This is a genomic window from Chloroflexota bacterium (assembly GCA_020161265.1).
In the GTDB taxonomy this organism is placed as follows: domain Bacteria; phylum Chloroflexota; class Chloroflexia; order Chloroflexales; family Herpetosiphonaceae; genus Herpetosiphon.
On the sequence record JAIUOC010000001.1, the window covers coordinates 393,210 to 417,786 of the forward strand.

Sequence of the window (24,577 nt, forward strand, 5' to 3'; positions counted from 1 at the left end):
GCTATTGCCCCTTTGCTTTCAAACGTGCCAACAATCGATCGAGATCGTTGGCCTTGACGCGAGCCGCTGGAAAATCCGAGGGAGCCAAGCTAGCAGTCGTCATTGGTACTTGCAACACCTCGGCTAAGGCTTGTTGATACTGCTCGGCCAAGTGTTCAACGGCTGCCCGTGCTGCCTGATGACATTCCCAATCGAGGACCAAACAGCCATTAGCGCTATAACAATTAAGCTCTAAGGCATGGCTGCGTTGGTTGTTAGCAGCCAAGGTTTGGCTGGCAAACTCCAAATTCAGCCCTTGCAATGGCGCTAAAGTTTGCTGGTTATCAAGCTGACCAAGGTAGTTGAAGGCAATTGCTGGGGCGTGAGTTGGCACAAGGCTAGCGCGAATCGCTGGATCAGCGTGCAGATAGCGCAACATGCCATAGCCCGCTCCGGCTTGTGGTACTGCTCGCAAGCTTTCTTTGATCTGCTTAATCCATTGGTTTGGCTCAGTAGTAGTCGGAAAATCCAAGCGCACAGGGTATAAACTGGTGAACCAGCCCAAGCTCCGGCTGAAATCATGCTCAGGGTCAAGCGATTCGCGGCCATGGCTTTCAACATCAATGACCAACTGTTGTAGATTTGACCAACGCTGGAAGGCCAAGGCCAAACCAGTGATCAACAACTCAGCCACGCTGGCACGGCTACGCTCAGGTGCCTGATGCAACAGTTGCTCGGTCAATTCAGGCTTCAGCTTGGTTTGAAAGCGCTGTGCTTCGCCAACCAAACCCGCCTGAGCAAGCTGAGAAATTGGGGTGATGGCTTCAATCGTCGAGCGCCAATAGGCGAGTTGACTCAACAATTGCGGGGTTTGCGCTTGCTGCACCAGGTATTCGGCCCACTCACTAAATGGCGTGGTTGCTGCTGGCACAGCCTGTTGGTTGAGCAACAAGGCCAAATCTTCGAGCACAATTCGCCACGAAACCCCGTCGATAATGCTATGGTGCGCCACCAACAGCAATTGATCGTGGTCGATGCCACGCCACAACGCTGCCCGTAACAACGGCGCTTGAGCCAAATTGAACGAAGTTTGTAGTTCGGCATCACAGACTTGTTGCTGTCTCAATGTTGGTTGCTGTAATTCGCGCAATGGCACGTTGGCGGCTGGCGCATAGCGTTGTTGCCAAGTTGCATTGTAGGCAAAGACCAAGCGCAAACTTGGATGCAAACACACTAATTGATCAAGTGCTGCCTGAATTTGTTCGGTTGCTAATCCCGTTTGCAACTTGACCACAATACTTTGGTTGACATGGGCGGGATTGGCTAGTTGGCGCTCAAATAGCCAATGTTGCATTGGGCTAAGCGGCACAACACCCTGCAAACTCAAGGGATCAAGCGCGGGCTTAGCTTGGGTTTGCTGGCGAATCGCTTGGGCCAAGCTGGCAATCGTTTGGTTTTGGAACAACAAGCGTGGGGTTAGAATCAGGTCATGCTGCCGTGCAATCCCGACTACCTGCATCACCAAAATCGAATCGCCGCCAAGGCTAAAGAAGTTGGCATTGCGATCAACGGCCTTCAGCCCTAAGACTCGCTGCCAAATTGCCATCAATTGAGCTTCATGCTGATCGAGTGGGGTAGTTTGAGCCGAATCAAGCACAGTTTGGTTGATCTCAGGCGCGGGCAACGCTTGGCGATCAACTTTGCTATTGGGGGTTAATGGCAGGCTATCGAGCCAGATCACCACGCTTGGCAGCATATAATGGGGCAATTGTTGGGCAACATGATTCAAAACAACCGACGTATCCTGATTGGCGGTTGGTGCGGCGACCACATAGGCTACCAGTCGCTTATGCCCAGGCCGATCCTCGCGAATCATGGCCACCGCCGCATTCACCGTTGGGTAGCTCGCCAGCGTAGCTTCGATCTCGCCAAGCTCAATCCGAAAGCCATGTAATTTGACTTGCTGATCGATCCGCCCAAGGTATTCGAGATTGCCATCGGGCAGATAGCGCACCAAATCGCCTGAACGATACAAGCGTTCAAACGCTGGCTGAGGCTGTTGGCAACGGGCAAGTTCTGCCTGCACCCCAGCCAATTGTTCCAGCCGCACAAAGCGCTCGGCGGTCAATTCAGGCCGCCCATGGTAGCCGCGACCAACACCCAAGCCCGCAATATACAACTCGCCAGGCACGCCAATTGGCACTGGCAAACCAGCCGGATCAAGCACATACAACTGAGTATTGGCGATCGGGCGGCCAATCGGCACGGCAGCCCATTCGCTTGGCACAGCTTGGGCTTGATAAATCACACAGCCAACCACCGTCTCGGTTGGGCCATACTCATTGATCAAGCGCAGGTTGGGAGCGTTGGTTTGCCAAAAGGCCACATGTTGCTGCAACAAGGCCTCGCCGCCAATCACAAAGGCCTTGCTTGAGCCAATTTGGTCGGGTGCAACCAGCTGACTAAGCGCTTCCATATGCGCTGGGGTGATTTTGAGCACACTATAATCTTCGCAGCTCAGGCGTTGCGCCAAGACTTCTAGCTCATCCTGCTCAGGCAGCAAATCGATGGTTTTGCCCGTACAGAGCGGCCCCCACAATGCCGTAATTGTGGCATCGAAGGCCAACGACGAGGCCAGCGGCGCACCAATACCCTGCTCAAACGGATAATAATGAATCGCCCAGTGCAGATAATTCACAACCCCTTGATGCTGAATCAGCACACCTTTGGGCTTGCCAGTCGAGCCAGAGGTATAAATCACATACGCCAATTGCTGCGGGTCGAAATCAACCAGCGGAGCAGTGGTTGGTAAGCTAGCTAGCGTTTCAGCTTCGGCTAAAACATCGAGTGTTTCAGCCGAGCTAATGAGGGTTGGCAGTGTCTGATGGCTGGCTTGTACAATCAAACTCGCCGCCGAATCGGCCACCAAATAGTGCAAGCGTTCAGCAGGATAGGCCGGATCAAGCGGCAAGTAGGCAGCGCCAGCCTTCAAAATTGCCAGCAAACTGATGATCATTTCTGGGCAGCGCGTCGCATAAACCCCAACGATTGAGGCTTGGTTAACCCCACGTTGCAGCAGTAAATGGGCTAATTGATTGGCGCGTTGATCAAGCTCTGTATAGCAGATTATTTGGTTATTCCAACGAATCGCTGGAGCATTGGGTGTACGCAGAACTTGCTGCTCAACCAAATGCTGCAAGCCACGTTGGTCGGGGAACTGCTGCTGAGTTTGGTTCCAATCGACCAAAAGCTGTTGGCATTCGGCAGTGCTCAAGATGCTGATTTGGGCCAGTGGTTGGGTTGGCTGAGCCAAGGCGTGGCCTAGCAAACGCAAGAAATGGTCGCGCAAGCGCTCAATCGTGGCTGGCTCGAACAAATCGCGGTTATATTCCAAGCGCCCAACTAGCCCTGCTGGAGTTTCCTCAATAAATAACGTTAGGTCAAATTTGGCATAACCCAAATCCAGCGGCAGCTGTTTGATTGTCAGGTTGGCGATGCTCAGTTGCTGGCTCGGCACATTTTGGTAGGCCAACATCACCTGAAAAATTGGCGTATGGCTCAAATTACGCTCAAGCTGTAACTGCTGCACCACCTGCTCAAACGGCACATCTTGGTTGGCATAGACCGCCAAACTTTGCTCGCGCACCTGCTCAACCAAGCTCAGCAAATCGAGGCTGGGGCTCAGTTGCACCTTGAAAACCACTGTATTGACGAAAAAGCCAATCAACGGTTGGGCTTCGGCGGTGGTACGGTTGGCAATCGGCGAGCCAATTAGCACCTGATCTTGGCGGCTATAACGGCTCAACAAACTGGCAAACACCGCCAAGGCCAGCATAAACGGCGTAGTTTGGGTTTGCTGGGCGAGGTTGCGCAATTGGTTAGTTAATTGATTGGGAATCGCAAAACTCAGCGTGCTCCCCGCAAAACTCTGCTGCGCAGGCCGAGGGTGATCAGTTGCTAACTCCAAACGCTTGGGAGCATCGGCCAATTGCTGTTGCCAAAAATCCAATTGTTGCTGCTGGCGTGGGCTAGCCAACCATTCACGCTGCCACTCGCTATAATCGGCGTATTGCAAAGCCAAGGGCGCAAGCTGCGGATGAAAGCCCGCGCAATAGGCCTCATAGCTGCTCACCAACTCCTGAATAAAGAGTTCCATCGACCAGCCATCAGCAATAATGTGGTGCAACACGACCGTCATCAAACAATGCTCAGGGGCAAGTTGAAACAATTCAAGCCGCACCAACGGGCCTTGGCTCAAATCAAACGGCAGCAAACAACTGGCTTTGGCCTGTTCAAGCGCCACAAACCAGCGTTGCTCAGGCTCAAGCGTCTGCAAATCGTGCACAACCGGGGTGAGCGTCAACTCACTGCTGATCAATTGCATCGGCGTTTGATCGACCATGCCAAAAGTTGTACGCAACGTCTCATGGCGCACAATAATCTGGTTAATGCTCTGCTGCAACGCCACCAGATCAAGCGGCCCTTGAATTTCCAGCAAACTGGCGATGTGATACAAGGCGCTATTCGGCTGAAGTTGCTCCAAAAACCAAAGCCGCTGCTGGGCAAACGACATCGGGAAGGCAAACACCTCACGTTCATTCATAGTCATGCTGCACCTCCATCGTTGGTTTCGGCAATTTGGCCAAAGCCAGCCGCATTGAGGTTGACCCGTTGGCGCTGACGTTTAAGCGCGGTTGGTTTCGCAATCTCGCTCGGCTCGGTTTGGGCAGCGGCAACTCGCAAGGCCAATTCGCCAACCGTTGGGGCTTCAAACAATGTGCGCAAGGGCAAATCGGCATGGCATTCGCTGCGAATCAGGCCAATCAGTTGGGTTCCAGTCAGCGAATGGCCGCCCAATTCAAAGAAGCTTTGATCAACGCCAACTTGGCTGAGATTGAGCACTTGCTCAAACAGGCTGGCAAGTTGTTGCTCTAGCGGGTTGCGCGGAGCCAGATAGCTTGTCGTTTGGATCGGCGCTTCGAGTGCTGCCAAAGCCCGACGATCAACTTTGCCATTGGGAGTCAAGGGCAATTGCTCCAACAACACAAAGGCTTCGGGCTGCATATAGTCGGGCAAGGCTTGGCGCAAATGCTGGCGGAATTGCTGGGTCAGCGATTGGCTCTCTTGGAGTGGGTTATTGGCATAGGCCGACCAAGCTTTGCGCGGGCTGGTGAGTCGTTGAATTTGCTGCGGCAACCCAGCATCCGTCAGCTTGGCAGTGGCATAAAACAACACATCGTAGCAACCAAGCTCACCGCTTTGAGCCAAGCTAACGCTGATTCGATAGCGCCCATTCAGATGCAGGCTATACCAATCTTCGGGGTCGATGCCTTGCAAGGCCAATGGTTGCAGCGCTTGTTTCAGCTCGCCAGCAGCTGTTGGTTGCTCGGGTGCATGCAGTGCTTGCCACAAACCACAGGCCTCGCTTAGCCGACTATTCGGCACGTTGGCGATGCCTAGCGCATCGGGCTGGCTTTGCTCAAGCACCTGGCGCACGAGACTCAAACTCAAGCCATCGGTCTGCCAATCAAACCAATGTGGTTGCAGATCAAGGCTTGGGCGTTGCACATGCAGCACCACATCGTAGCGAAAACGGGTCAATTCGTTGTGAATGCGCCCACGTTTCAGCACCAGTTCGACATGGCTGATTTGTGGGTATTGCTGCTGCAATGCATAGAAAAAGCTTGGGTCGATTACCAACTCTTGATCGCGCAAATGTTGCTGCTGGGCCAATTGGGCAATTTGCTCAACCGCCAATTCGTCGGGCGCTTGAAACAACTGAATTGAGGCATGCAGCAATGGGTTGAGGCTCAAATTGCGAATATCGCCAAGATAGATTCGCCCGCCTGCCACCAAGGCCTCAAGCCCAGCCGCCAAAACTTGCACCAAATAGTCGATGCTAGGAAAATATTGAGCCACCGAGTTGATCACAATCGTATCAACGCTGTGGGGAGCAATGCTGCTAAAGTCGTGGGCCGGAAACTGAGCCAAGCTCACATGCGGCCAATTATGAATTTGTTGATCAAGCCGCTGTTGAACGTAAGCCAAGACCTCGGTGGCAATATCGTGGCCGCGATAACTCAAGCAATAGGGAGCCAGCGGCAACAGCAACATACCAGTGCCACAACCAAGCTCCAAAATGCGGCTCGGCTGTTGGGCCAAAATATTGCGCACCGTGACCCAACTCCATTCGTGCATGGCCTCTGCGGAGAAGGGCTGGCGGGTGTAGCTATCGTTCCAACCAATCGTGTTGATCGTGCCATGATCACCAGCACTCAGTTGATCATAGGTATCCGCCCAAACGCTATTCCATTGCTCCAAGCGAGCGCTGGTTGCTTGTTCCGCAGGCTGATCAGCGGCCTTCGAGACGACGTAGGCAATTAGGCGCAATTGACCTTGAGCATTCGGGGTTGCCGTCACAATGCTTTGATGCACCGCTTGATGCTGTGCCAAAGCTGCTTCAATTTCGCCCAGCTCGATGCGGAAGCCACGCACTTTGACTTGATGATCGATTCGCCCCAAATATTCAATCGTGCCATCGCTGCGGTAGCGAGCCAAATCGCCAGTGCGATACCAACGCCCACCAGCCACAAATGGGTCAGCCGCAAACACCGCTTGGGTGCGTTCAGGATCATTCAGGTAGCCGCGACCAACGCCCACGCCACCAACATAGAGTTCGCCAATCACCCCAATTGGCACTGGTTGCAGTAACCCATCGAGAATATACAAGCGTGTGTTGATCACCGGACGGCCAATTGGCATATGCACCACATGCGCTGCAGGAGCTTCTCGCACCACATAATGAGTCACATCATCGGAACATTCGGTTGGGCCATAGGCATTCATCAAGGGAATCGTGGGATACCACGTGAACCAATCACGGCAGGCAGCAGGTGGCAAGGCCTCGCCCGTCAGCAAGAGCCAACGCAATTGCGCAAAACGGGGTAAATCGTTGGCCCGATTGGGGAAAATCGTGAGCCACGCGCCCAACAACGAGGGCACAATTTCCAAAATTGTGGTTACTTGCTGCTCGGCATAGCTCAACAGCACCTCAGGATCACGGGCAATACTATCAGGGTAGATTTGGGTTTCTGCGCCAACCAACAGCGCCACCAACATCTGCCAAACTGAAATATCAAAGCTTTGGCGAGCATTTTGTGCCACTCGATCAGCCACAGTCAGCTGTAAATCGACAATCTTGGCATATAGGTGATTGACCATGCCCCGTTGTTCGATCATGGCTCCTTTGGGCAAGCCAGTTGAGCCAGAGGTATAAATCACATAGGCCAAATCGCTGGCATTAGCTTGAATCGTCGGTGCTTCGCTCGATAATTCAGGGTTGAAGGCTTGCTCCAACAAGACGATGATTGGCCGTTGGTCGCTGGGCAAAATGCTGAGGGCTGCGGCCAAGGTTGCTTGCCAAGCCTCGCCAACCAACACCAAACGACTTTGGCTTTGTTGCAACACCTGGGCCAAACGCCGTGGTGGGTGCTCCAAATCGAGTGGCAGGTAGGCCGCGCCAGCCTTGAACACGCCCAAAACTGCACTCACAAAATCACACGAACGATCCGCCAAAATTGCCACAACTTGGTTTGTACCAATTGCTAAACTTTGCAAATAGTTGGCCAAGCGATTAGCCCGTTGATCGAGCGCTTGGTAGCTGTAGCTGGTATGTTGGTCGCTGATCGCAATGGCAGCGGGTGTGCGCTGAACTTGCTCGGCAAATAATTGGCTATAGGTCTGCTCGAATGGCACCTGCTTGGTTGTCGCATTCCAAGCTTCCAGCAGTACGTTCGTTTCGCTGGGATTCAACAAGGCTAAGCGTTCAGCAGGGCTAGTTGGTTGCTGGGTAGCACTCAACAACAATGTTTGATAATGACCCAGCCAACGCTCAATCGTGGCCTGCTCAAACAAATCGCTGTTGTAATCGCAATACACCACCAATTGTTGATTCAACTCAATCACATTGACACTGAGATCAAGCGCGGTTGCACTAATTGATTGAGCCACGAAGCTGGTTTCCAGCCCACCAAAGTTAGGAGCGGGGGTTGGTGGTTCGAAGTTGAACAAGGTTTCAACAATCGCTGAACGGCTGGCATCACGCACGGGGTTCAACACCGCCAACAGTTGAGCTAAGGAGTAATCTTCGTTTTCGTAGGCATCAAATAGTTGCTGGCGAGTCTGATGCAGATAATCGCTAAAGCTTTGTTCAGCTTGCAAGCGGCTGCGCAAGGGCAGCAAATTGCCACAATAGCCAACAATCGTTTCGCTGCCCTCAAACGAACGCGCCGCCGCCGGAATGCCCACCACCAGATCGTTTTGCCCCGTCAGGCGATGCAATAACAGTTGGTAGCCCGCCAACAACACCATAAACAAGGTCGCGCCCGATTGGCGGCTCAGTTGCTTCAAGGCTTGATAGCTGGCTGGCTCCAAAACCTGCATCACCCGTTGGCCAACATAGCTTTTGAGCGCTGGGCGCGGGTAATCGGTTGGCAACGCTAAAGGTGCTGGCAACTCGGCAAACAGCGCTTGCCAGAAATTGGCTTGGGTGGTCAGATCACCCCCAGCTTTCCAGGCCAGATAATCGCGAAACTGCAAAGGCTGAGCCAATTGTGGGGTTTGGCCGTCGCTCAAGGCTTGGTAGATTTGGGCAACTTCTTGCAAAATCACGCCAACCGACCAACCATCAACCAACAAGTGATGCGCCACAATGCTCAGGACATAGCGATCTGGCCCAAGTTGCGCCACGTTACAGCGCAATGGGTTGGTTTGACTCAAATCAAACGCCTGTTGATTATGCTGAGTAAACCATTGATCAAGTGCTTGTTGCTGATTGGCTGCACTTGAAAAATCACTGAAATTAAGCGTGATTGGCTGCTGGGGCTGAACAATTTGCTGCGTGCCATCGCTGGCAACGATTGTGCGCAAGCTCTCATGACGTTGCACCACCAGATTGAAGGCCTGCTCCAAGCGTGCCAAATCCAGCTGGCCGCGAATTTCCAAGCCAGTTGGCAGGTTGTAGGCAATCGCCTCGTGCTGCCCAAGCTGGCCCAGCACCCACAGATGATATTGATCTTCGCTCAGGGCAAAGCTGTGGGGTTGGCTCAGTCGATGTTGAGGCTTGGGCAAAAATCCGCCGTCTTGCAAGGCCTCGACTGCGTTGCGAATCGCCCGTTTGAGCCATTCCACGTCGGCGGCGCTGTGGGCGGTTGAGAAGAAACAATTACGGCCTTCCCAAATATAAACCCCTTGCAACAACAAATGGTAAAAGAACAAATCAAGATTTTGCTTGAAGCTAAAGCGAAAGAGCGAGCCAAAATGCACCACGCTAATTGGCGCTTCGGCTTGGGCAAAATAGGCGTTCATTTCAGCTGCAAAACTGGCAGTTTGTTGATTCAGCTGGTCATATAGCCCTTGGCCAGCGTGTTCAATCGCTGTCAGCACGGCCTTAGCACTTGCCAGAGCCAAGGGATGTTTGCAGAAGGTGCCAGCGACAAAGGTAGTTTCAGCTTGAGGAAAGGAATCGTCGCCATATTGCCAAAAGCCGCCATCAAGCGCATCGAGGGTCGCGCCACGTCCAGCCACCACGCCAATTGGCATCCCGCCACCAACAATCTTGCCATAGGTTGCGAGATCAGCTTCGATGCCAAACCAAGCCTGTGCCCCACCCGCTGCAATCCGAAAGCCCGTAATCATCTCATCGAAAATTAACAAGCTACCGTGAGACTTGGTTAATTCGCGCACCACTTGCAAAAATGCCTGCGGCTGCAAATCAGGGCGGCGGCTTTGAACTGGCTCGACCAGCACCGCCGCTAATTCGGGCAGCAATTGCTCAAGCGTGGCCAAACTCTCAGGCGTGGCATAATCCAACACCACAATATCATCGACCATCCCTTGAGGAATGCCAGGCGCTAGCGGAACCGAACGAGTGGCGGCTCCGGCTTGGGCGGTCGCCAAGGTTGCATCATAAAACCCATGATACGAGCCAGCAAACAGCGCTATCTTTTTGCGGCCAGTCAGCGTGCGAGCAGCGCGAATTGCCGTGAGCACAGCCTCAGTGCCCGAATTGCAAAACGCCACCCGCTCCATGCCAGTAATTCGGCAAATTAATTGGGCAACTTCACCAGCCAAGCGGGTTTGTGGGCCAAGCTGATAACCTTGAGCAAGTTGGTTCGCCAAAGCTTGGGTGGTTATTTCAGGACGATGGCCGAATAAATTAACCCCAAAACCCATGGTCAAATCGAGATATTGATTATTGTCAATATCCCAAATCTTGCTGCCTTCCGAGCGCTCGCAAATCAGGGTATACAACATCTCTTTGATCGAAAAGCGAAAACCTGCCGATTCGCGATTATCGGCTAATTGCGCACGATAGGCTTGGGTCAGCTGCTTGGAAGTCGCAGTCCGTGTGGTGTAATCGTTGATTAATTGTTGCAAATGGGCTTGTTGTTGGCTGCTCAGATCGTTGGCCGTGATCGAGCCTGGTCGAACTGGTTGGTAGGGTACATAGGCTTTGGGAGTAGCCGCAGCAGGATTTGAAGCAGGCTGGCTCGCAGGTTTTACAACAGCAGCGCTGATAGGGCTAGCTGCTGGAATTACTGGCTGAATCGGGGTTACTGCCGCTGGTTGGCCTGCCAACAAGGCCAATTGCTGTTGCATCAAGGCTAATTGTTGCTGTACCACCGCCTCTAAGCCAGCCGCCGCAACCGGAGTAACCGCCGCTGGAACAACGGGTTGTGCTTGGGCCACAATCGGAACCACATTTGGCTCACTTGGGGCTGGCTCAGCTTCAAACGTGCCATGCGCATCAAGAAAACGCGCCAAAGCATCAAGGCTAGCCAAATCTTCAAACAATTGGCGCATTGTAATATGCACGTTATAGCGTGATTCAATTGCCCGACCAGCGTCGATCATCACCAACGAATCTGCGCCCATTTCAACAAATGAACTGTGGATATTGATCTGCTCGGGCTTGATGTGGAGTAAATTGGCAGTCAGGCTGCGAAGTTCAGCCAAAATCGTGCTATGGCGGCTTGAGGCGCTAGCAGGCGTTGGTTGAGCGCTAGCTTGATTCATACCAGTTCCTTCCGTAAACCAATAACGTTGGCGATCAAAAGCATAGGTTGGCAACAACACAGATTGCGGCTGATAATCGGGATTCATGGCGGCCCAATCAAGCTGACAGCCATGAGCCAACAACATTGCCGCCGCGTGGTAGAGCGATTCCCAATCGGCTTGTTGGCGGCGCAAACTCGCCAGCCAAGTCAAATTGGGCAGCCCAGCTTGGCGACCTAGATCGATTAAGGTGCTATGGCCACCAAGTTCGACAATATGGCTCACGCCGCTAGCAACCAAACTTTGCAAACCGCGATAAAACTGGACTGGCTGGCGGGTGTGTTCGACCCAATATTCAGCACTAGGAGCTTGTTCGTGCCACGAGCCATCGAGGTTGGCAATTAGACGAAGCTGAGGAGTTTTGGAGGGATAGGCGCTGAGCACCTGTCGAAAATCGGCCAACATCGGCTGCATCAAGCGCGAATGGAAGCCATGCGAGACATCAAGCAATTTATTCGTTATGTTGAGTTGATTTAATTCTGCAGCACATTGACTGATGGCAATCGCACTGCCTGCCACTACCACCGCAGTTGGCCCGTTGCTCGCCGCCACATCAAGCTGATGCTGCGTGAGCAGTGGCTCGATTGTTTCGAGCGGAGCGCGAATCGCCAGCATTGCGCCATGCTCAGGCAAGCTATGCATCAATTGAGCACGTTGGGCAACCAAGCGCAAGCCCTGCTCAAAGCTCCAAACTCCAGCCAACACTGCCGCGCTATATTCGCCAATGCTATGGCCAAGCAAAGCGACAGGCTCAATTCCCCACGATCGCCAAAGTTGGCCAAGAGCGTAGCTCACCACAAAAATAGCGGGTTGGGTGTAACGGGTATCGCGCAGCAACGCGCCATGGTCTGGCTGATACAAGACATCAAGCAACGGAATCGCCAAATACTCATTGAGAATGCTGTTCGCTTGATCAAAAATTTGGCGCACCAGCGGCTGAGTTTGATAGAGCGTTTGCGCCATGCCCACATATTGGCTACCTTGGCCAGAGCAAACAAAGGCAATCCTAGGAGCGGGATGCTGTTGTTCTGCATAGAGGCTGCCTGTAGCTTGAGCTTGCCAAGCTTGCTGCAAGCGTTCGATCATTTGCACTTTGTCTGTAGCAGAGACTATTAGGCGGTGGCGCATCGTGGCCCGTTGGTGGTAAGCGCTCCAGCAAATATCGGCCAAGCTTGCCTCAGTTTGCACCAAATAGCCCTGATAGCGCTCAGTGAGTTGGCGCAAGGCAGCCTCGCTATTGGCTTGCAAAGCCAACAACTGGATTGGAGCTGGGCTTGGTTGCGGCAATCGCTTGGGCTGCAACGGCGCAGCACCGAGAATTAGATGGGCATTGGTTCCGCCAAAACCAAAACTACTAATGCCCGCATAACTGCCAAAGCTATACCAAGGCTGGGGGGTTGTAGCAATTGCTAAGGCCGAGCCAAGCTCAATTTGAGGGTTGAGTTGCTTAAAATTGGCTTGGGCGGGAATTATTTGCTGCTGAAACGCCAAAACCAGCTTGATCAAGCCTGCAATCCCAGCGGCAGCCTCAAGATGCCCAAGGTTGGATTTGATCGAGCCCAGCAAACAGGGTTGTTGGCGTTCGCCCAGCACCGCCTGCAAGGCCGTAACTTCAATCGGGTCGCCCAAGGGTGTGCCTGTGCCATGGGCTTCGATATAGCTTAATTGATCAGGCTGAATTTGGGCTTTGGCCAGCGCTTGGCGAATAACCGCCTGCTGGGCTTGCCCATTCGGCGCAGTCAACCCATTGCTGCGACCATCCTGATTCACCGCTGAGCCATGAATGACGGCCAAAATTGGGTCGCCCGCCGCCTCGGCCACCTCAAGCCGCTTCAGCAGCACCATGCCACAGCCCTCGCTACGCACATAGCCATCGGCAGCAGCATCGAAGGTGTGGCATTCGCCCGTGCCAGAAAGCATTTGGGCTTGAGCAAAAGTGACGCTTAACTCAGGATTGAGGATCAGATTGACCCCGCCAGCCAGTGCTTGCTCACATTCGCCTGCCAGCAAACTTTGACTAGCCAAATGCACAGCAACCAACGACGATGAACAAGCAGTATCAAGCGCCATGCTTGGGCCTTGCAAGCCAAACACATACGACAACCGATTGGCGGCAATGCTATGGGCGTTACCAGTGCCAGCATAGGCATCAAGCTGATCAAGTTGGGCAAATTGCAACCGCGCATAATCATTGCTACTAATGCCTAGGAAAACCCCGGTTGCGCTACCCACCAATTGATCAGGCGCAATCCCCGCTCGCTCAAAGGTTTCCCACGCTACTTCCAAAGCTAGGCGTTGTTGTGGATCGATACGGCTAGCCTCGCGGCCTGAAATACCAAACACCTGCGGATCGAATTGATCAACCTGATCGAGAAAACCACCCCAGCGCGTGTTGATTTTGCCAGGCGTGCGAGCTTCAGGGCTATACAAGGCCTGAGCATCCCAGCGATCAGCAGGCACAAGTCCAATTGCGCTCCGGCCTTCGAGCAACAATTGCCACAAAGCTTCGGGCGAATCGGCTCCAGGCAAGCGACAACTCATCGCCACAATCGCAATTGCCGAGCTAGCATTGGCGCTTGATTGACTGGGTTTGGGCTTTGGCAAAGGCAATTGTTGCGCTTGATCGTGGGCCAAAAAATCGCTCAATGCCTGAATGGTTGAATACTCCCAGAGCACGGTTGGAGCGACTTTGCGCCCCAGCCATGCCTGTAAATCGCCACTCAAACCAACCGCTTCACGCGACGAAAGCCCAAGATCAGCAAATGGAGCCGTTAGTGCCACCAGTTCGGGCGAGCGTTTCAAACGTTCAGCAATCTGCGTTTGCAGCCAACCTGCAATTTGCGCAGCGCTATAGTTGGAACTCATTCCTCGCCCTCCAAGCTATTGAGGGTTTGGCTCAAATAGCGTTGGCGGCATTCGCGGCGGCGCACCTTGCCGCTAGAGGTTTTAGGCACTTGGCCAGGCCGTACCCACATCAAGTCGGCAATTGCTAAATCGTATTGTTGCTGGAGGGCTAAGCGCACAGCCTGAGCCGCTTCTTCGGCTTGATTGGGGCGGCGAATTTCGGCCACAATCACAATTTGCTCGCCATCAGCGCCATCAACGGCAAAAGCAGCACAACCACCTTGGCGAATCGCCGAATGCGCCAATTCAACGCTCAATTCCAAGTCTTGGGGGTAATGATTGCGCCCATCAATAATAATCAGATCTTTGAGCCGCCCGGTAATATACAATTGACCTTCGTGGATAAAACCAAGGTCGCCCGTGCGCAGGAAGGGGCCGCTGCCATCAGGCAAGATCAATTGAAAAGTAGCCTCGCTAGCGGCGGAGTTATCCCAATAGCCATGGGCAATGCTACGCCCGTGAATACAGACCTCGCCAACCCAACCATCGGCACAAACCTGGCCCTGCTCAGGATCGACAATTGTTACAATTTGCGGCGCGGCTACCACGCCCGAACTTACCAACAATGTGCCATACTCGCTTGGAAGCGCTTGATGTTGGCTCAAGGCTTGAGCATCGACGGTGAGCGTGGTTGGCTCAGCAGCATGCGGCGCACCACTGACAAAGAGGGTGGCTTCGGCCAAGCCATAACACGGCAAAAAGGCCTGGGGTTTGAAGCCCAAGGGGGCAAAGGTGCGGCTAAATCGCTCAAGGGTTGCTGCGCGAATTGGCTCAGCGCCATTAAATGCCACCCGCAAACGGCTTAGATCAACGCCTGCCAAAACTTCAGGTTTGGCTTTAGCAACGCATAAATCGTAGGCAAAATTCGGCCCACCAGTGACTGTTACCCCTAAATCGCTGATCATGCGGAGCCAAATCAGCGGTTGTTGCAAAAAGGTCAGGGGATCGATCAAACTTAATTCACAGCCAGTAAACAACGGCTGCATAATTCCACCGATCAAGCCCATATCGTGGTAGGGTGGCAACCAAATAAACACATGATCATCAGCCGTGATGCCAAAACTTTGGGCAATCAAGCCCGAGTTATAGACCAGATTTTCGTGGCTGACCATTACACCGCGTGGTTGCGAAGTTGAGCCAGAGGTATATTGCAAAAAGGCCAAATCATGGGTATTAATGCTGGGGGCTTGCCACATACTGGCCAATTGACTATTCACCAAATCGCTGGCGATCCATTGCAATTGAGCAAGGCCAGGATATTGTTGCGATAAAGCGCGTTGCTGAGCCACAACCTCGCTCGCCGCCAGCATCACCCGGGCTTGAGCATTGCTAATAATTGCTTCCAAACGTTGATCGCGGCGATTGGGACGCGGCGGATAAGCAGGAACGGCAATCACGCCAGCGAATAAACAGCCAAAAAATGCTTCCACATAACCTAAGCCGGGCGGGTATAATAGCAAGGCCCGATCGCCTGGTTTGGTCACTCGTTGCAAAACGGCAGCAATTGCTTGACAACGCTGCGCCAATAAACCATACGATAGGCTGGTACGATAGCCATCAGCTGTATAAAAATTAAGCGCAATCGCTTCAGGAGTCGTTTTGGCCCGCTGAAGAATAATTTCAACAAAACTTGCAGGGTTGGATTGAATCGTCGCAGAACTGCCACCCGCCTCCAACATCAGATCATGATCAAGCATAACAACCTCACACTGTTCAACTGCAAGGCATTACACCACACCCAGCATGGCAACAACAGCTATTAACCTGATATTGATAGGCGCTTAAAGTGATCATTTTAGGGTATCACTTAACGTATCGCTGGTGATCTTGTTTTGGATCACTGATCTGAACGATGATTACAGACGGTCGTAAATGATCATGAAACAATGGGTGAGTGTGTTGATTAACTGTGCAGCCCCAGTAGGTCATTTGTAATTGGTAGTTCCAACAATGACCGATCACTGGATTTCTTCCAATGCACAGCGTTGATGGGTAGAATGCAGAATTCACTCAGGAGGCAGAAATGCGATGAAGCAACGCCAAGCGTTTGCTGCATGGCTCCGTCATGTACGCCATGAATTACAATATAGTCAAGACCAATTCGCCGAACAACTGAATTACGCCACGGTGACCTATCGCAAGGTCGAGCGTGGGTTATCACCATCGACAGCATTTTTAGAGCGGCTGGCCATGGTGCTTGAGTTACCAGCCAGCGATATGCGGATCTTGCACGACTTTGCCAACTCCGACACCGCTCTGCAAGCACTCTCGTTGCCAGATCATCTAGATCATCTTCAGCCGCAGGTAATCCAGACTAAACCAATAGTCGCCGCTACGCCACATACCTTGCCAATGTTGCCCTACCCTTTAATTGGCCGTGAACGCGAAGTTGAAACGCTTACCAAGTTGTTACAGCACCCACAACATCGCTTGATCACCGTGATTGGCCCGCCTGGAGTTGGCAAAACGCGAGTCGCTCAGGCCGTAGGCTGGAAAAGCCTCAGCCATTTTTCAGCTGGAGTTTGGTATGTTGAAGGCATTCAATACACCACGATTGCCGATTTCTGGGTCGATATTGCCAATATGCTTGGACGCTCGGCCAATAGTTCCATGACGTTGATCGAGCAAATTGGTGCATTAATCGGCTCAAAAAGTAACTTACTTATTTTAGATAATTGCGAGCATTTGATCGAAATTAATCTTGGTTTAGCCCAGTTATTAGCGCAATGCAGTAACTTAAAAATCTTGGTAACCTCACGGACAAGCCTAAAACTACGGATCGAGCATCTTTTTTGGCTGCATCCTTTTCCCACGCCCGACCCGCAAAGCAGCAATCTGAATGCGATTTGGCAAAACCCAGCCGTGCAACTCTTCTGTCAGCGTGCCCAAGACAGCAACCATGAGTGGCAAACCAGCGATAGCCAAGCTGTAACCATCGCCCAAATTTGTCAACATCTTGATGGCTTGCCTTTGGTGATCGAATTGGCGGCAGTGCGAACCCAATTTGTTACGCCGACAACGCTACTGGCACGCTTAAGCAACCGCCTTGGCATCTTAACCAACACCATGCGCGATGCTCCGGCCCATCAAAGCACTCTGCGACGCACGCTTGAATGGAGCTATCAACTACTTGATAGCAACGAACAACAGATTTTTGCGCGGCTCAGTGTTTTTGCAAGCGATAGCGATTTTGAGGCGATTGTGGCCGTTTGCACCGATTTGGCACCATCGAGCGATGATATTTTCGACTGTATGGCCAGTCTAGTTGCGAAAAGCCTAGTTATTCATCGACCCGATACCCAAGGCCATTCACGCTTTGGCATGTTGGCGACAATTCGTGAGTTTGCGGCGAGTCTATTGGCCGAACAACAACAAACCCATCATTATACCCAACGTTACATGAATTATTACATTGAACTCGCCGAAAAAATCGATCGTGAACTACGCGGCAAAGAGCAAATTCAGCTGCTCGATCAGCTTGAGTCGGAATTTCATCATTGGCAAGCGGTTTTACATTTATGCCTCAATCAACAACAGCATAGTGGTTTTTTACGGCTGTTTGCAGCGCTCAGTCAATTTTGGTATGGCCATGGTCACTTTATGGAAGCTTGGCAATGGCTGGGTGCGGTCGATACAGCCTTGGATCATGTCGATTCGCCAATTATTCAAGCACGGGCAGCACTGGGGGCAGGTATTGTTACCAATATTCATCATTGCCTCGATCTACCATTGGGCTACCTTGAACGTGCTCTTGATTTATGTCAACAATTGAATGATCAACAGGGCATTGCCACATGTCGGCTGTTACTTGGATTAATTATGATGCGCAAACATCAATATGTACAGGCCACCCGCTGGCTCAACCAAAGCCTAAGTTATTTCGATTCGAGCGTTGAGTATTGGCTTTTGAGCATTAACCATTTGCTGCTGGCTCAATTAAATATCTATCTCAACGATCTCGATCAAGCTAGCTGCTACCTTGATCTCGTTGGAAATTCGCCACAACTTCGTTTCGATCCCTTCCGATTATCGTGGTATCAATCATTACAAGGTCATGTCGCCTTCTACAAGCGCAGCTACACTGAGGCACTGACGTGGCATCAACAAAGCTTGGTCGAACGCCAACAGCTCGGTATCAAAGGTGATATTGCCGTTTCTTGGCTACGGATTGCCCAAACCGAGCGAGCTTTAGGGCACCATCAAGCAACCCGTAATGCGCTTGAACAAAGCCTCAAACTTTGGCAAATGCATGATAATCAAGAGAATGTCTTGCATTGTTTAGAAGAATTTGCTGCGCTGCTGGCCTATGATCAACAGCATCAGACCGCAACCTATTTGCTCAGCTATGCTTGGTTTCAACGCGAACAGCGCCAATTACCGCATCCGCCAATCGATCAAGCGCGATCGCAGCAATTTGGTATGTGGCTACAAAATCAACAACCAAACCATGTCTGGCGCGAAGCTTGGAGTTACGGCCAAGCACTCAAACTCGACCAAGTTATTCGGTTAGTAATTGGCCCATAGGTGGTTCGATGTAACTCAGCCAATTCCCAACATTCAGCTTAACCTTTGATTCCAACCACGCCAAATCCAGTAATTGCACTGAAGAAAACGCCCAAGCGACTGGCAGTTTGGCAATAGCGCTGCCAGTCGAGCGCTGCCTCGCGGGTTATTTGGGCCTGTTGCAATAGATCATTAATCGCCGATTGGATGCCGAACAGTTGATCAGCGAGGGTTGGATTGGTTTCAATAATTGTCATCGCGGTTGTTTGCACCTGTTGCAACCCCGAAAGCTGGAATAAACGCGGCAATTGACGGCCCGACCAGCCATTGCGCACTCGATCCGTAATCTGTTGCACAACCTGGCGTAGCAGCGTTTTATCAGGGCCATCAATTAAGAGGCTTTCCCAATCAGTGTCACTGACCACAATGCTGCCGCCAACTTTGGTTACCCGCAGCATTTCGGCTAAGGCCTGCTTGCGATCTTCCAAATGTTGAAAAACCCGATCAGCTCGACAGCTATCGAAATAGCCATCAGGAAAGGGCAATGCATCAATCGAGCCATGTTCAAAGCGTACATTTAGCCCGTGGTTGGCGGGGTGATTTTGGGCGCTTGTCAGCATAGCTTCGCTATTATCAAGCCCAATCACCAGCCCTTCAGCGCCAACTCGCTGGGCGATCGAGCGAGCATCGTTGCCCGCCCCACAGCCTACATCAAGCACCCGCTGGCCTAGCTGGATATGCAATAATTCAAAGGTCATGGCCTTATATTGGGCCACTTGGTCAAGCTCGCTGACCGTGTTGAGATAGCCAATACAATGATTAGGCGCAGTGCTGGTTTGGTCGATTGCGCCCCAATCGGTAGTTGTCATGCTGGTTCCTATTCTGGCTGAAGCTTCAGCGTCGTTTGCGTTTCAGTGGGCAACGGCAAGCGCATTGGCAGATATTCGCCACGTTGCCAGGGTTCAAGTAAATCGTCAAAATGGGTGCTCAAGATATGCGCCGATTGCCCAGGGGTTTGGATATAGATAGCGCGATCAAGCGCCGCAAGATCGACAATTTGGCGATAGATTGGCCCGCCATATTGCACAAAATCAATCCGATCGGTTGGACCAGCGTTGATCGTCGCGCTATCACCACCATTGCCAATTGTATGACCAAACCAGCTATCAAGCGGTTCGATGCCAGCGAATACGGCATGCGGGAAGACTGCTTGATGGATTGAATCCCAACGCCATTGCTCAAACTCACTGCCATGCTCAGCGCTTAATTCGGCCAGCGTTTGCTCCAACACCCGACCCATCAACAATGCGCACGATTCAGGCTCGACAGTCGTTTGATCATCACACCACGCCTGATCGTTGGTTTGCAAGATGGTGGGAATCGCCAGCGCAAAAAATTGTTCATGATAGCTATACGAGCGCCAAAGTTGCTCACCTACATCATCAACCACAATTGCCCGTGCCAAACGTAAATACCATGTTTCGTAAATTGCCGCCGCCGCACTATCACTTGTCAAGCTTGCATCCCAGTTTTTGAGCAATTCCAAGGCTTGCAAGGCTTGGGGATTAGTGGTTTGGGCCGTGAGCAATAATGGCAAAAGCTGATCAGCCTGTAACGAACGCTGATCAGCCTGTATTCGTTGCATATCAGCTTGATCAAAGGTTGGCTGCTCACTGAGCAATTGCCAAATTCGCCGAGCACGATAGGCTGGAGCCCAACTACGGCTGATCAACAAGGGATAATCATCGGCAACTGCTTGGTTGTTGGCCGAAACCAGCATACCACTTGGCGGATTATAGCTAAATGGCAATTCATCAAACTCACTCAAGCGTAACCACGCTGCCTGCTGATTCCAACCTTCAACAGGCAAGCGGCCATCACCGCTAGCGCGAATTGGCAAGCGACCAGCGATTTGCAAGCCAATATTATTATTGACATCGGCATAGCTAAAGTTTTGCATAGGGGCTTGATACCAGGCCAAAGCTGCGCGAAATGTCTGCCAATCGCTGGCAAGATTCAATTGCAACAAAGCAGTGATCGTCGTATCAGTCGGTTCAAGGGCTGTCCAACGTAATGCAAGCACTTGATTGGTGGCTTGTAGTTCAGCATCAACATCGGAGATAATTGGCCCATTCCGACTACTGCGTACTTGCAGCATGTGATCGGGTTGATCTTTAACTTTAATTATTTCATCGCGTCGAGCCAACGGATACGTTTTGCCCATATATTCAGCGTTGCCTGCTTGATCAAGCCGTTCGATCACCAAATCTTGCACGTCAACCCCGGTATTGGTTAGCCCCCAGGCAATCGAATGATTATGCCCAATCATCACTGCCGGAACACCAGGTAAGGTTGCACCAATTACGTCAAGTTCACCGGCTTGAATCTGGGCTAGATACCAAATTGAGGGTGCTTGGGCCGCAAGATGCGGGTCATTGGCCAGCAATGGCTTACCACTGCTAGTATGTTGGCCTGCCAAAACCCAACTATTGCTGCCCACATAACTCCCAGCAAGCTTAAATTGCTGATGCAACTGCTCAACTCGGGTCAACAGGCTTGTACAACTGTCGGCGTTAGCTTCACAGAAGTTAGAGCTGGCCATCGTCGGAGCAGGAGCCAAACCAGCACTATAGGTTGCATCGGGCAAAATCAATGGGTCGTCGGGGCTAGCCGCTGGCAGCAAAAAAGCTGCGCGTTCTGGCCCAACCTGGGCAATGAGCTGGCTATACAAAACCTCAGCACTCCAATTGGCCCCAAGGCTCCACGCCTGTAACTTCCCCGTCAACAGCACATCGATTGGCTGCCACAAACGTGGGCTAAACCCCAAAATAGTAAATTCTGGTGGCAAATCCATGCCATCGTGATGAATAATAAATTGATTGATTCCCGCAATATAGGCTTGAATTGCCTGTTGACTAGCCGGATCAAGCGCGTTCCAAGCGTTTACAGCAGCATCAACCAAGCCTAAAGCTCGCAAGAATCGATCTGTTTCGATCGTCGGCGCTCCAAGCACCTCCGAAAGCTCGCCCCGTGCCAAACGCCGCTGAAATTCAAGCTGCCACAGCCGATCTTGGGCATGCACAAAGCCTAATCCAAACAAGCCATCATGATAATTGGCAGCCTGAATATGCGGCACACCAGCCTGATCGCGCACAATTGTGACAGGTTGTTGAATCCCAGTCAGCTCAATTGTGCCGTCGGTTTGGGGCAACGACTGGCGTAAATACACATAGCCGCCAGCGCCTGTGATCAAGCCGAGCACGAGCAAACCCAACAAAATCCAGCGCGTAAATTTCCAAATTCGCCGCATGATCGATCCCTGTTTTAATAGGATGGGTAAATTGCTAGCAAAACGTCACGCAGAGCGAACCAGTTTCTTGCTCAGCCCTGCGTTATCGAAACAATGGATATGAAAGTTAAAAACGTAGGTGTGCCAACCATTGCTGAAGGCTTGTTCGATCAAGCGTTGGTAGCATAACGTTCGTCGCCGCAAGCGCAGCTAGCGTCGCAGTTTGATCATAGGCTTGCTCAGCATGTGGGCCATTCACTGCCGCTTGCGCTAAAGTTAACAGTGATTGCAGGGAATTATTTGGTGCATCCTCAGTTTGCCGCTGTAATTGCTGCATCCACTGATCAAGACCAACCTGTTCAATCGAATATCCAAGTTCTTGCATCCAATCAATCAGTTGATTCCAAGCAATAGGCTGTTGGTTGACCAAATGATACGTTTGCCCTTGGCCGCTTGGTCGCAATGAAAGCGCCACCATCGCTTGGGCCACATAATCAACCGGCGTGATTTCAGCCAACCGATCAACCAACGGCGCACGACCTAACTGCAAACAGCCTTGGAGCAACCGATACAAACCATCGCTGCGATTCCACTGACCCGTTTGGGTATCCCAGCCAATGCGGCCTGGCCGATAACAATTAATCGGAATACCACGTGCGCGGGCTTGCAGCAGTAGGTGTTCGGCAACCCACTTGGTTTGGGCATAGCCAGTGATGAGGCCATTTGGGGTCGCTGGCAGTTCTTGCTCATAGCGTACTGTAGCCGCAGTGCTTGCTGGAAAAACACTGGTCGTAGAGCTAAAGTGTATTGACTTAAGCTTGACTTGACTCGCCAAACGCAGCAAATCGAGGGTTGCTTGCACATTGCTGGCCTTAAGTTGGGCATATGAATGCGCCAGATGTACGACTGCGCCATTGTGATAGATACGATCAATAGTTTGAGCCAACATCTGCCAGTCTTCCGCAGTTATGCCTAACTGCGGAAGGCTCAGATCCCCAAGCATCACCATAATCCGTGAAGCAAAGGCCGGCTCCCAGCGTTTGGCATCTTCAAGCTGTTGGCGAATTTTGGCAAAAGCCTGGATCTCATCAGCGGCTCGTACCACACAATAGATGTGGGCAGATGTTTGTGTGAGCAATTCAGCCAACAAATATGGCCCCAAAAAGCCAGTTGCCCCAGTTAACAGGATTGCTCGGGGCATGTGCTCATAATAGGGAGCTAGACCAAGCGGATTGATTGCTGGATCAAGCACGATTTCATCGAGCAGATTAAGCCGATCGGCGATAGCGACACCATGAGCAAGTTGGGCAATCGTTGGCTGCTCAAATAATTGACGTGCTGTCAGCCGAATGCCAGCCTGATTGGCTCGCGCGACCACCTGAATACTAGTAATCGAATCGCCACCCAAGGCAAAGAAATTATCGTGAATCCCCACCTGTGGCATACGCAAGGTTTGCTGCCAAATGTAAGCAAGCTGCTGTTCAGTAGTAGTGCGCGGTGCAACATAGTGCTCAGGATCACTATATTGTTGAAAATCGATTGTTGGTAAGGCTGCCCGATCAACCTTGCCATTCGGCAAACGGGGAATCTGCGTAAGTTCGACAAATGCCGTTGGCAGCATTGACTCAGGCATATAGTGTTGAAGATACTCGCGCAACGGCAGTGCCGCAGCACTATTAACCTTATTGATTAAATTCATAATTCAGCTCCGTTAACCATTGATTGCATTGGCAACATCGCCATGGGTGGTTGGATGAGCCATACCCACCAGCACCTGACGGCTGCCCGTAAATGGTGAACGCGCATGAGCCACCAACATATTGTCAAGCATCAGCACATCGCCACGCTCCCACGGAAACGTAATCGTTTCGGCGTGGTAGGCTGCCCGCAGCGATTCCATTACCGCTGGCTCAATTGGGCTGCCATCGCCGTAATAGCTGTTGTTTGGCAATTGTTCGGGCTTAAATTGGGACAATAAGCCATCGCGAATCGGTGCTTCAAGCGTACTCACATGGAAAAAGGTTGCATGATTAAACCAAACGAGATCGCCAGTAATGGGATGGGTCGCCACGGCTCGACCCATGCGGCGGGTTTGCAAATGGTCGTTTTCGCCCCAGATTGCCTGCATCCCAACTCGTTCACAATAGGCATCGACCTCAGCCCGATCGGCGGTTTGGAAGACATTGCGCCAATCAAGGCCAACGCCGCCGCCAAAGTTACGCACATACAAAATGCCGCGATCAATAAAACGTTGGCGTAAGGCTGGGTCAAGCCGTTGATAAACCTTGCGCACATCGGCAATCGGGGTTTCGCCGCCCGTGGCCGGCTCGATCGTACAGCAGAAGAAAATTTGGCGCGGCCAGGCTTGTTGATACGAATTTTCGTTATGCAGAAAAATCGTTTGATCAGCTGGATGCTCGGTCGAAGTGTAGATATTGCCTTGCACTTGGCTGCGCGGCGACGAGCGCTCACGATATTCCAGCAACTCACCTGAAGCAGCGCTTATCACCGTCTCGAAGGCTTGGGCAGTATCTACGCCAAAACCACGGAACAAAACCCCGCCGTAATGATGCAATTGCGTCGTCAGCCACGCTAAGTTATTGGTTGCCCATTGCGCTAAATCAACCCCAGCAACGCTTGGCCGCACCACCAAAGGCAAGTTTTGGCCCTCACTTAAAAAGCTGGTCGTCACCAACGCTTGTTGATCGGTCGCTAAGGCTTGGCGTTTAATGCTGCCAAGTTGTTTTTTTAAACCAGATTTCGCTTCCACAGCTAAAACTCCTATTG

At 51.9% G+C, this 24,577-nt stretch carries 8 protein-coding genes; 1 reads left to right on the top strand and 7 read right to left on the bottom strand.

Translation table 11 applies throughout. The annotated features are described in order from the left end of the window. Position 1: 1 nt before the first annotated feature. From LCH85_01385 to LCH85_01395, 3 genes are read right to left on the bottom strand one after another with little or no spacing between them, the layout of a single operon-like run. The gene (locus LCH85_01385) at positions 2-4,588 is read right to left on the bottom strand and encodes an amino acid adenylation domain-containing protein (GenBank protein MCA0350623.1); all 4,587 of its coding nucleotides are present in this window, start codon (positions 4,586-4,588) and stop codon (positions 2-4) included. Next, entirely contained in the window at positions 4,585-13,959 is a 9,375-nt protein-coding gene (locus LCH85_01390; protein MCA0350624.1) for an amino acid adenylation domain-containing protein, read from the bottom strand. The genes LCH85_01385 and LCH85_01390 overlap by 4 nt, the downstream gene beginning before the upstream one ends. Next, entirely contained in the window at positions 13,956-15,695 is a 1,740-nt protein-coding gene (locus LCH85_01395; GenBank protein MCA0350625.1) for a fatty acyl-AMP ligase, read from the bottom strand. Before LCH85_01395 ends, LCH85_01390 begins: the two co-directional genes overlap by 4 nt. A gap of 331 nt (positions 15,696-16,026) precedes the next feature. Here LCH85_01395 and LCH85_01400 point away from each other — a divergent pair, with 331 nt between their 5' ends. Next, complete coding sequence (locus tag LCH85_01400) at positions 16,027-18,522, top strand: AAA family ATPase (protein ID MCA0350626.1); 2,496 nt, start codon at positions 16,027-16,029, stop codon at positions 18,520-18,522. 38 nt (positions 18,523-18,560) lie between these two features. On the opposite strand, the gene LCH85_01405 is transcribed toward LCH85_01400, so the two are convergent. The 4 genes from LCH85_01405 to LCH85_01420 all read right to left on the bottom strand — a co-directional run bounded on the left by LCH85_01405 (position 18,561) and on the right by LCH85_01420 (position 24,560). Then, positions 18,561-19,370, bottom strand: coding sequence for a class I SAM-dependent methyltransferase (locus LCH85_01405; protein MCA0350627.1), 810 nt, complete (start codon positions 19,368-19,370; stop codon positions 18,561-18,563). 8 nt (positions 19,371-19,378) lie between these two features. After that, on the bottom strand, positions 19,379-21,811 hold the full coding sequence (locus LCH85_01410) for a penicillin acylase family protein (protein MCA0350628.1): 2,433 nt from the start codon (positions 21,809-21,811) through the stop codon (positions 19,379-19,381). A gap of 106 nt (positions 21,812-21,917) precedes the next feature. Then, on the bottom strand, positions 21,918-23,489 hold the full coding sequence (locus LCH85_01415) for a thioester reductase domain-containing protein (GenBank protein ID MCA0350629.1): 1,572 nt from the start codon (positions 23,487-23,489) through the stop codon (positions 21,918-21,920). Between the two features lie 12 nt (positions 23,490-23,501). Continuing rightward, complete coding sequence (locus LCH85_01420) at positions 23,502-24,560, bottom strand: TauD/TfdA family dioxygenase (protein ID MCA0350630.1); 1,059 nt, start codon at positions 24,558-24,560, stop codon at positions 23,502-23,504. Between the last annotated feature and the right edge of the window lie 17 nt (positions 24,561-24,577).

Coding starts and splice junctions, on each gene's coding strand:
- LCH85_01385 (MCA0350623.1), bottom strand. CDS start 4,588: ATGACTATGAATGAACGTGAGGTGTTTGCCTTCCCGATGTCGTTTGCC.
- LCH85_01390 (MCA0350624.1), bottom strand. CDS start 13,959: ATGAGTTCCAACTATAGCGCTGCGCAAATTGCAGGTTGGCTGCAAACG.
- LCH85_01395 (MCA0350625.1), bottom strand. CDS start 15,695: ATGCTTGATCATGATCTGATGTTGGAGGCGGGTGGCAGTTCTGCGACG.
- LCH85_01400 (MCA0350626.1), top strand. CDS start 16,027: ATGAAGCAACGCCAAGCGTTTGCTGCATGGCTCCGTCATGTACGCCAT.
- LCH85_01405 (MCA0350627.1), bottom strand. CDS start 19,370: ATGACAACTACCGATTGGGGCGCAATCGACCAAACCAGCACTGCGCCT.
- LCH85_01410 (MCA0350628.1), bottom strand. CDS start 21,811: ATGCGGCGAATTTGGAAATTTACGCGCTGGATTTTGTTGGGTTTGCTC.
- LCH85_01415 (MCA0350629.1), bottom strand. CDS start 23,489: ATGAATTTAATCAATAAGGTTAATAGTGCTGCGGCACTGCCGTTGCGC.